Source organism: Curtobacterium sp. NPDC089991 (assembly GCF_044748425.1).
Taxonomy (GTDB): domain Bacteria; phylum Actinomycetota; class Actinomycetes; order Actinomycetales; family Microbacteriaceae; genus Curtobacterium.
On the sequence record NZ_JBIVGB010000004.1, the window covers coordinates 286,880 to 296,982 of the forward strand.

At 70.3% G+C, this 10,103-nt stretch carries 7 protein-coding genes; all 7 read right to left on the reverse strand.

The features are described from left to right. Positions 1 to 11: 11 nt before the first annotated feature. The 7 genes from ACIPV1_RS13470 to dnaK all read right to left on the reverse strand — a co-directional run bounded on the left by ACIPV1_RS13470 (position 12) and on the right by dnaK (position 9,990). Entirely contained in the window at positions 12 to 2,054 is a 2,043-nt protein-coding gene (locus ACIPV1_RS13470; protein WP_402726615.1) for an Ig-like domain-containing protein, read from the reverse strand. A gap of 99 nt (positions 2,055 to 2,153) precedes the next feature. After that, positions 2,154 to 3,299, reverse strand: coding sequence for a class I SAM-dependent methyltransferase (locus ACIPV1_RS13475; protein ID WP_402726616.1), 1,146 nt, complete (start codon positions 3,297 to 3,299; stop codon positions 2,154 to 2,156). Between the two features lie 148 nt (positions 3,300 to 3,447). Next, complete coding sequence (locus tag ACIPV1_RS13480) at positions 3,448 to 5,853, reverse strand: M60 family metallopeptidase (RefSeq protein WP_402726617.1); 2,406 nt, start codon at positions 5,851 to 5,853, stop codon at positions 3,448 to 3,450. Positions 5,854 to 5,891: 38 nt separating this feature from the next. Further along, complete coding sequence (locus ACIPV1_RS13485) at positions 5,892 to 6,302, reverse strand: heat shock protein transcriptional repressor HspR (RefSeq protein ID WP_123293837.1); 411 nt, start codon at positions 6,300 to 6,302, stop codon at positions 5,892 to 5,894. 126 nt (positions 6,303 to 6,428) lie between these two features. After that, a complete protein-coding gene (locus ACIPV1_RS13490; RefSeq protein WP_123293531.1) occupies positions 6,429 to 7,439 on the reverse strand; it encodes a DnaJ C-terminal domain-containing protein in 1,011 nt (336 codons plus the stop codon). 23 nt (positions 7,440 to 7,462) lie between these two features. Next, on the reverse strand, positions 7,463 to 8,122 hold the full coding sequence (locus ACIPV1_RS13495; RefSeq protein WP_402726618.1) for a nucleotide exchange factor GrpE: 660 nt from the start codon (positions 8,120 to 8,122) through the stop codon (positions 7,463 to 7,465). A 2-nt stretch (positions 8,123 to 8,124) separates the two neighbouring features. Further along, entirely contained in the window at positions 8,125 to 9,990 is a 1,866-nt protein-coding gene (gene dnaK / locus ACIPV1_RS13500) for a molecular chaperone DnaK (protein WP_123293529.1), read from the reverse strand. Positions 9,991 to 10,103 lie beyond the last annotated feature (113 nt).

Genomic DNA, 10,103 nt, shown 5'->3' on the forward strand with positions numbered 1-10,103 from the left:
ACCGGTGTGGATCAGGCGTCGGCGTCCGGGCCCACCTCGAGTCGGCGACGTCGAAGCGTCAGGAGCACGCCACCGGCGGCCGCGAGCCCCAGGCCGAGGACCGCTGCGACGAGCACCCCGTCGGAGCCCGTCCACGCGAGCCGGTCCGGTCCGCCGGACGACGGTCCGCCGACGGTCAGGGCGCCCTCGGCGCCGTTCCCGGGTCCTCCGCCGGAACCGGCACCCGGCAGCGCGGTCGGATCCGCCGTCGGCCCCGCGGTCGGATCCGGCGTGGGTTCCGCCGTCGGCTCCGGCGTGGGCCCCGGCGTCGGGTCGACCGCACCGGCCTCGATCTCCACCCGGAGCTCGGCGGACGCGACCTGCCCGGCGTTCGACGTGATCTCGTACCGCACCGGCGACGCGACCCCGCTGAAGCCGTCCTCGGGCGTGAACGTCACCCGCCCGGCGTCGTCCACGACGTACGTGCCCTCGCCCGGAACGCGCAGCTGTTTGCCGTCGCCGGACAGCTCCGCACCGTCGAGTCCCTCGTCGGTGAGCCGCAGCGAGCCGAGGTCGGCACCGCTGCCGTCGAGCGCGTCGTTCCCCACGACGTCCACGACCACTGGTTCACCCTGCTGTCCGGTCGCAGCGTCATCCGAGGCGACGGCGTCCGGCAGCACGACGTCGAACGCGATCGTGTCCGTGTTGTTCGTCAGGTCGACGTCGCTCACCGAGCCGTCCCGCGCGACCGCGGCCCGCCCTTCGTCGAACCGGCCGGTGGTGAAGTCGGTGACACTCTCCACCGGCGCCGAGTACGTCCCGCTCCTCGTGGTCGCCGGCACGGTCCCGCGGGCCAGCAACTCGATCTGCCCTCCGGGCGGCGCCGTCCAGTCGGTCGCCACGACTCCTGCGCCCTGATCGGCACCGCACGACGCGCCGCCCGTGGCCTCGCACGACCAGGTGACGTCCTCGAGCGGGAGCGCATCGATCAGTGCCGTCGTCCGCGCCACTGCGTCGGTGGGCCCACCGATCGTGGCCGGCCCGTCGTTGACCGATCGGACGCGGAACGACACGTCGTCGCCTGAGGTCACCGGCCCCTCGGTGTCCACTGACGCCGTGGTCACGACGTCGGTCGGCTGTGTGGCCCGCACGTTGCGGATCTCGTGGAACTCGGCCCGCCCGCCGGTGGACGCGCTGAACCCGAAGCGCATCTGGCCAGGCAACGCCGTCGCCGGCAGGTCGGTCGAGATCAGGTGGTGCAGCTCCGCCGGCTCCGAGCCGACGGGGGTGGCGTCCGACATCGTGACGATGGCCGTGATGCCACCGGCGTCCCGGGGCACGACGTCGACCTTCACGTGCCGGTAGGTCGCCGTCTCGGCGTCGACGCCGCGGTCCTCGAGGAACCCGTCGCCGCGGTTGCCCGTCGTCGCCAGCACGGGGTAGCACTCAGCCTCGGCCCCGCGGACGGTGACGGCGTTCTGGATGAACTCCGGCAGCGCGAAGTTGCCGAACCGGTCGAACCCGACGCCGACGACACCGCCGTCCAGTCCTGCCGAGCAGGCGGACTTGCCGTCGAAGTAGCCGAGTCCGCCGCCCACGGGGCCGATGGAGTCGAGCGGCATCGCGGCGTCCTGCAGGAAGAACCCGATGCCGTCGGCGTACCCGGTGTCGGTGGGGCTCCACATCCGCTGGTCGAACTCGACGGTCAGTCCGTTGCTCGAGTCGTACGGCACCTCGTTGTACACCGCCGAGGCCATGTACTTGGCGTTGTCGGTCATCCGCAGCCACTTGCCCGCCGAGCCGTTCTCGACGATCGCGGCCTGCTGGTCGTTCGAGGCGATGCGAGCCCAACCCGACGGCATCGTGGTGCCGACGGGCAGGTCCACGAACGGATCGTGGACCGGGAACGGGTCGAAGGCGTGGGCCGGTGGTGCATCTGCGACGACGCCCGCGCCGGCGACGAGCGCGCCCAGGGCGACCATCGGGACCAGCGCGACGGTGACGGCCGCGCGGGACGGACGGGAACGAGGCGGACGGGCCGGCGGTGGAAGAGCACGGGTGGAGCGAGTGTGCATGGGAGTCCTCTCTGACGGTGCAGGAGACGACTGTGCACGGGCCGCGGAGTGGTCCGCAAGTATTATCCGTACGATATTCCGCGTTCGGTATGGCGGGCCTCAGTGCGGGGCAGCGACCGACGCCGTGACCGTGAACTTCGGGGTGCGCAGGACTTGCCGCGTCGGCCCGACCAGGCGCTCCAGTACCGGCCGGTAGCGCAGGTGCCCGTTCCACACGCACCACAGTTCGCCGCCGGGCTGCAGGACGATGGCCGCGTTCCGGAACATCGCCTCGGCCGCGTCGGTGGTCACCGTGGTGTCCGCGTGGAACGGGGGGTTGCAGAGCACGAGCTGGGCGGACCCGGCGGCGAGCTCGTCCCCGGCGTCGGTGCGCAGTGCCGTCACCCGGTCAGCGACGCCGTTCGCCTCGGCGGTCGCCCGTGTGGACGCCACCGCGATCCGGGACACATCGGTCGCGATCACCTTGACGTTCGGCCGCCGCAGTGCGATCGCCGCGGCGATGACACCGTTGCCGGACCCGAGGTCGACGACGGTCCGCGCGGTCGGCACCGCGGCGTCCATCGCCTCGAGCAGCACCCGGGTGCCCTGGTCGAGCGAGGTACCGGCGAACACCCCGCCGTGCGCGACGAGCGTCATGCCGAGGTCGTCGACGTGCACCGATCTGGGCCAGGGATTGGTCGCGGCCGCACGGTTCGCCTGGGCACGCAACGGGTCCTGCGCGATGAGCAGGCGCGACTTCCCCCGCCCCCGCGAAGCCGTGACCTCGCCGAACGAGCGGCGCAGCACGTCGTTCTGCGACAGGTTCATGTACTTGACGTTGCCGCCGCACAGCAGCACGACGTCGGGAGCGGCGAACCGCGCGACGGCCCGGGCGATCTCGTCGAGGCGGTCGTGTGACTTCGACAGCCGCAGCACGACGAGCCGGACGTCGCGGAAGGCGTCTTCGAGCGAGTCCGGGTGGTGGAATCCGCGCAGACCGAACGTGCCAGCGTTGGCCTCGAGCGCGCGTTCCCCGACGAGCGAGTCCTGCACGACGCGGATGTCCGATGCGCCGTACTGCGTGATGAGCCCGAGGGTCAGGACTCCAAGACGGTCATCGACGACCGCCACCTCGCCGGGCTGCCGCAGGGCGTCCCCGTGCACGTGCGGCGCCTCGTCGATCAGGAACCGGTCGGTGCCGTCGATCGCGATGAGGTCCGGGGTGGTGTCGTCGCGGCGGCGGAAGAGGTCGGCGAAGTCTGGCACCGCGTCAGCGTACCCATCCCTCGACGGCGGACCTCGCAGCGGCGCGGACGACCGCGTCCAGTTCACGCGGACCAGCGTGCGACTGCACGTCGCCGCCCGAGCTCCACGACGGCAGGTCAGTCCGGGGGCGCTCCTCGTTGCAGGGGACTCAGCCGGTGGTGCCCTCCGCACGCAGCTCCAGCGACGAGTCGCCCGCGACCGCGTCGGCCGGGACACGGACGACCGGCTTCCAGCGAAGCGTCGAACCCGGGGGCATCGAGAACCCCGAAGCCGTCTGCAGCGTGAACCGCATCGTCGTGCCGCCGTCGGCGAGCGTCCCGCCCCGCAGCACGAGGTTCGCGCTCGTCCGCCAGTCCTCGCCCGGCTTCCGGTACATGCCGGCGAGCGTCGACTGCCCGGGTGCGAAGGTCGTGCCGTCCGGACTGGTCAGCGTGATCGCCCCGGTGATCGTCGAGATCTGGGCGTGGACCTGCAACCCGGCCTCGACCTCGACGTCGGCGCCGCGGGTCAGGGCGGTCTTCGGGCCCTGCAGTCCGGACAGGGACTGCCACCCCGGGATCGCCTCGGGCGCGGTCAGGTGCAGTTTGCCGTCCGCGATCCGGAACGCCTGGGGCGCGCTCGAGTCCGAGATGAGCGAGTCGGAACGGTACGCGGCGAGGAGCGTCGGTTGCGCGTGCAGGACGAGCACGAACTCGCCGTCCGCGTACGGGCGGTCCCGGAAGGTCTCGTCGAGGACCTTGCCCGTCTGGTTGCCCTGCACCGTGCCCGTGGCGAGTACCGTGCCGTCCGCCGCGAAGTGCGTGACGGTCAGGTAGGCGTTCGATCCCCAGGACCAGTGCGCGTCGTAGGACGTGACCGCCCGCCACCGGAGTTCCTCGTTCCGCTGATCGAGCCACAGGTCGCCGACGACGCGGTTCGACGCCCCGCGCAGCACGATCGAGTCCCCGCCGACGGCCGCAGTCCTGACGACGATCGTGTCCTCGGCGCCGGTGTGGCTCCGGAGCCGCACGAGGAGCCGTCCGGTGTCGGTACCGACGGCATCGGCGACCGCTGCGGCGTCCACGGCGGTCGCGCTCCCTCGGCCGCTCGCGGTCCCGAGCCCGGTGACCGTCGGCGCGGCGACCACGTGCTCGCCGACGGGCACGGGCGACACTGCTCCGGTGACCACGCCGACCGGCGGGTCGTAGTCGGGGACGAGTCGTTCCACGATGCGGTGTCGTGAGTCGACGTTGTCCCAGATGGGCTCCCGCAGGTCGGGGAGCGCACCGATGACAGCGCGGGTCGCGTCCGACATCGGGAACCCGAGCTGGTCGTAGAACGGCGCGAGGTCGCGGTCGGCCACCCGCGAGGCGACCTCGACGAAGATCGCGTGCTTGTCGTCGATGGTCAGGGCGTTCACGTTCGTCTTCGCCGCCTCGGCACGCAGCGCCGCGAAGAACCTCGGCAGGTAGCCGTCGCCGAACGCGCGGCGCAGCTGTTCCCATGCCAGGAGCCGGACCCGGTCGTGGGCGCCTTCCCAGTCCCGGTCCGCGATCGGTGTGGTGAAGTACCGCTCGAGGAGCGGGATGCTCTCGTCCCACCGGCTCCCGAACCCGAGTCCGTCCTGCACGGCGAGCGCGGACAGGTTGGTGATGGTCTCCGCGGTACCCGGGAAGATGTTGATCGGTGCTTCGTAGGTGTGGCCGATCTCGTGCCACAGCCCCCACAGCCCACTCAACGGAAGCCGGAAGAGATCGGCGGCAGCACCGGTGCCGGTCTGGAACATGATGCGCGCGTTGCTCGCGTTGGCGTACCCCGCACCGGAGTCGGGTGAAGCGATGTGGATCCGGTGCGGGTACTTGTGCGAGGTCCCGACGGCACGCTCGTCGAGGCCGTACGTCTCGTTCGTGAGCTCGATCACCCGGTCCCAGTTCGCGGTGCGCTCCGCGAGGTCGGCACCGGCGATGGCCGTGCCGGTCTTCGGCTTCTGGAAGTCGCCGAACATCCGGTTCGACACCACCTCGACGAACGGTGCATCGGCGAACCGCCGGAGGTCCGCTGCGAACGAGTCGGCGGTCGACTGGCCCCGGACGTAGGTCGGGACGGCAACACCGCCGGCGATCGTGACCGTCGCTTCCCCGGTGTCCGCCGCGCTGACCATCGAGACCATCCCGTCGTGCGGAGCCGTGACACGGTTCACGCCAGCGGTCAGTCGCGTCTGCTGGTACCCGACATCGGCGCCCGAGTTGTGCGCCGCGTACGGGCCGATCAGCCCGATGGCGACGTCCATCGCCGGCGCACCGGTCGGTACCGACACGGTGACGACGTCGCCGGCGGCGACGAACCGTCCGGCAGGCTGCAGATCACTGTGCCGGAACCGCCGTCCCTCTGCTGTGGCCGCGGCCGCCGCATCACCGATGCCGTGCACCAGGACACTCGTCGCGTCGCCGTTCGCCGAGTGCTCGATCACCGTCTCGTTGACGTCGACTCCGCCGGTTGCCGCTGCGGCGACCCCGCCACCGATGGCGAGTGCCGTGACGACGAGGACAGCGGGGAGGGCAGGAAACAATCGCATGCAGATATTTTACATGCGGTATGGCGATTCGGGAAGGGTCAGCGCGGCCCGCGGTACAGCACGATCTGCGTGTTCCGCTGCGGCCGCGCACCGGCCCGCAGCGACACCGCGGCCCCGGTGGTCGTCGCCGCGAACACCCGCGCGCCGGGCCGGTTGATGAGCTGGTCCGCCAACGCGGTCTCGAGCTCGCGCACCCGGTCGCGTAGGTCCTTGTTCTCGTTCTCCAGGTCGAGCACGCGCCGGATCCCCTCCAGCGACACCCCCTCGGAGCCGAGGCGCGCGATCTCGCGCAACTGCGCGACATCGCGCATCGAGTAGCGGCGGGAACCGCCGCGGGTCCGCCCGGGCACGACCAGGCCGAGCCGGTCGTACTGCCGCAGCGTCTGCGGGTGCATCTCGGACAGCTCCGCGGCGACCGCGATCGCGAAGACGGGCGAGTTCTCGTCCATGTCGGTCATGGCGTGTTCCTTCCGTCGTTCGCGTGGTGGTGAAAACCAGCCTGGAGGCCCGGCGTGCGTCCGTCAGGAAGCCGCGCCGCGCCTCCAGGCCGGGTCTACTGCATTCGGTGCGTGACGCTAGTCGCGCGCCTTGGCGAGGATGTCCTCGCGCGGGTTCTCGTCGGGCAGGGTCGCCGCGAGTGCCTCGACGGCCTCGCGCTGCTTGTCCGACAGGTGCGACGGCACCGCGACCTGGACGGTCGCGAGCAGGTCGCCCGTGCCGTTCTTCGTCGCGACGCCACGGCCCTTGACGCGCAGGACGCGACCCGACGGCGTGCCCGGAGCGACCTTCAGCTTGACGGGCGAACCGCCGAGCGTCGGGACCTCGATCGTCGCGCCGAGGGCTGCCTCGACGAACGTCACGGGGACGTCCACGCGGAGGTTCAGCCCGTCGCGCTCGAAGACCGGGTGCTTCCGGACCGAGACGGCGACCACCAGGTCACCGGCCTCGCCGCCGTCGGGCGAGGGTTCGCCACGGCCGCGGAGCCGGATCTTCTGGCCGTCTGCGACCCCCGCGGGGATGCGGACGTTCACCGGTCGACCGTTGCCCTGCGACAGCTTGACGGTGTCGCCGGCGATCGCCGTGGTGAAGTCGAGCGTCGTCGACGCCGTGACGTCGCGGCCCTTCGTCGGTCCGCCGAACCCGCGGTAGCCGCCGGAGGTCTGGCCGAAGCCACCACCGCCGCCGAACATCCCGCCGAGGATGTCCTCGAAGCCGCCGGCACCGCCCGGGCCGCCCTGGCCGAAGCGGACGCGCTGTCCGCCCCCGCCCTGCTGCTGCCCGAACATCCCGCCGAAGACGTCCTCGAAGCCACCACCCTGGCCTCCGCCGCCCGCCGTGAAACGGGCGCCGGACCCCATGGCACGGACCTGGTCGTACTCCTGGCGCTGCTCCTTGTCGGAGAGCACCGAGTAGGCCTCGCTGATCTCCTTGAAGCGGTTCTCCGCCGCGGCATCACCCGGGTTGGAGTCCGGGTGGAACTGCCGCGCGAGCTTCCGGTAGGTCTTCTTCAGCTCGGCCTCCGACGCGTCCTTCGACACTCCGAGGACCTTGTAGAAGTCCTTGTCGAACCAGTCCTGACTGGCCACTGGTACCTACCTTCCGTTCCGGCTCAGGCCGGGACCGCCACCGCGACCTTGGCCGCTCGCAGGACGCGCTCACCGAGCTTGTAGCCCGGCTCGACGACGTCCGCCACGGTCTGGCCGGTGGCACCCGGGGTCGGGAGCTGGACGATCGCCTCGTGGATGTTCGGGTCGAAGGCTTCACCCTTCTCGCCGATCTGCACGAGCTTGAACTTGTCGAAGCCCCCGCGGATCTTCTGGCCGATGACCTGCATCGGACCCTCGGCGAGGTCACCGTGGGCCTCGGCCCGGGTGAGGTCGTCGAGTGCCGGCAGCAGGGCCCGCACCACTTCGGCGATGGCGACCTCGCGGTTGGCCTCGCGGTCGCGCTCGACGCGCTTCCGGAAGTTCACCAGCTCGGCCTGCGCACGGAGCATGTCCGCGCGCATCTCGGCGACAAGGTCGCGGTCCGTGTCGGACAGCTTGTCCTCCTGGATACCGCGGGCGGCGTCGTCGAGCAGGGCCTGGTCTTCCGGGGAGAGGTCGTTCGCTACGTCCGTTGCCGGGCCGCCGGCGGCGGGGCCGTCGGTCGGTACTTCGACGTCGGGCCCCTCCGCCTCGATGAGGTCCTCGGGCTCGGCCGCGTTCGTGGCGTCGCCCTCGACCTGGGGTTCGTCTTCGTTGGGCGCGTTGCCCTTGGGGTCCGTCATCGTTACTTCTTGTCCTTGTCGTCCTCGTCGTCCACGACCTCGGCGTCGACGATGTCCTCGTCGTCCGCCGGCTGCTCACCCGCGGGCTGCTCGCCACCGGCTGCACCGGCTGCTGCGTCCTGCTGGGAGTAGATGGCCTGGCCGAGCTTGCCCTGCGACTCGTTGAGCTTGTCGAAGGCCGTCTTCACGGCGTCCTCGTCCTCGCCCGCGAGCGCGGACTTGAGCGCGTCGACGTCGGCCTGCACCTCGGACTTGACGTCCTCGGGGAGCTTGTCGTCGTTCTCCTTGATGAGCTTCTCGATCGAGTAGACGAGCTGCTCGGCCTGGTTGCGACGCTCGTTGGCCTCGCGACGGGCCTTGTCCTCGGCCGCGTGCTCCTCGGCTTCGCGGACCATGCGCTCGATGTCCTCCTTCGGCAGCGACGAGCCGCCGGAGATGACCATCGACTGCTCCTTGCCGGTGCCCTTGTCCTTGGCGGACACGTGCACGATGCCGTTGGCGTCGATGTCGAAGGTGACCTCGACCTGTGGGACGCCACGGGGAGCCGGCGCGATGCCGGTGAGCTCGAACGTGCCGAGCGGCTTGTTGTCGCGGGTGAACTCGCGCTCGCCCTGGAAGACCTGGATCGCGACCGACGGCTGGTTGTCGTCAGCGGTCGTGAAGGTCTCGCTCCGCTTGGTCGGGATCGCGGTGTTGCGGTCGATGAGCTTCGTCATCAGGCCGCCCTTGGTCTCGATGCCGAGCGACAGCGGCGTGACGTCGATGAGCAGGACGTCCTTGCGCTCACCCTTCAGCACACCGGCCTGCAGTGCCGCGCCGACGGCGACGACCTCGTCCGGGTTGACGCCCTGGTTCGGGGACTTGCCACCGGTGAGCTGCTTGACGACCTCGGCCACGGCGGGCATGCGGGTCGAGCCACCGACGAGCACCACGTGCGCGATGTCGTTGACCGAGACACCGGCTTCCTTGATGACGTCGTTGAACGGCTTCTTGGTGCGGTCGAGCAGGTCGGAGGTCATCTGCTCGAACTGCGCGCGCGAGATGGTCTCGTCGAGGTTGAGCGGGCCCTCAGCCGTGAGCGTCAGGTACGGCAGCTGGATGTTCGCCGACATCTGCGACGACAGCTCCTTCTTGGCCTGCTCAGCGGCTTCCTTCAGGCGCTGCTTGGCGATCTTGTCCGTGGACAGGTCGACGCCGTGCTCGTCCTTGAACTTCTTGATCAGGTAGTCGACGATGCGCTGGTCCCAGTCGTCGCCACCGAGGCGGTTGTCACCGGAGGTCGCACGGACCTGGATCGTCGAGAAGTCGTCGTCCTTGCCCACCTCGAGCAGGGAGACGTCGAACGTGCCGCCACCGAGGTCGAAGACCAGGATGAGCTCGTCTTCCTTGCCCTTGTCGAGGCCGTAGGCCAGAGCGGCCGCGGTCGGCTCGTTGATGATGCGGAGGACGTTGAGGCCGGCGATCTCACCGGCGTCCTTCGTGGCCTGGCGCTCGGCGTCGTTGAAGTACGCCGGCACGGTGATGACCGCGTCGGTGACGTCTTCACCGAGGTACTGCTCGGCGTCGCGCTTGAGCTTGCCGAGGGTACGGGCCGAGATCTCCTGCGGCGTGTACTTCTTGCCGTCGATCTCGGTGGTCCAGTCGGTGCCGACGTGACGCTTGACCGACGCGATGGTGCGGTCGACATTCGTCACGGCCTGGCGCTTGGCGGTCTCGCCGACCAGGACCTCGCCGTCCTTGGTGAAGGCGACGATCGACGGCGTGGTGCGGAGACCCTCGGCGTTCGCGATGACGGTGGGCTCGCCACCCTCGAGAACGCTGACGACCGAGTTGGTGGTTCCGAGGTCGATGCCTACTGCACGTCCCATGTGTGGTGCTCCTTCTTGCTCGAGGTAAGTCGTTGGACTTGCGTCCGATGGACTCAACTCTACTCAGGACCCGGCTCGCGTCAACTCAGGGCGGCCGAAGTTGCGTCGATCCC

What these genes read in the sequence shown, in the direction of transcription:
- ACIPV1_RS13470 (WP_402726615.1), bottom strand. Translation starts at nt 2,054, where the DNA reads ATGCACACTCGCTCCACCCGTGCTCTTCCACCGCCGGCCCGTCCGCCT.
- ACIPV1_RS13480 (WP_402726617.1), bottom strand. Translation starts at nt 5,853, where the DNA reads ATGCGATTGTTTCCTGCCCTCCCCGCTGTCCTCGTCGTCACGGCACTC.
- ACIPV1_RS13485 (WP_123293837.1), bottom strand. Translation starts at nt 6,302, where the DNA reads ATGGACGAGAACTCGCCCGTCTTCGCGATCGCGGTCGCCGCGGAGCTG.
- ACIPV1_RS13495 (WP_402726618.1), bottom strand. Translation starts at nt 8,122, where the DNA reads ATGACGGACCCCAAGGGCAACGCGCCCAACGAAGACGAACCCCAGGTC.
- dnaK (WP_123293529.1), bottom strand. Translation starts at nt 9,990, where the DNA reads ATGGGACGTGCAGTAGGCATCGACCTCGGAACCACCAACTCGGTCGTC.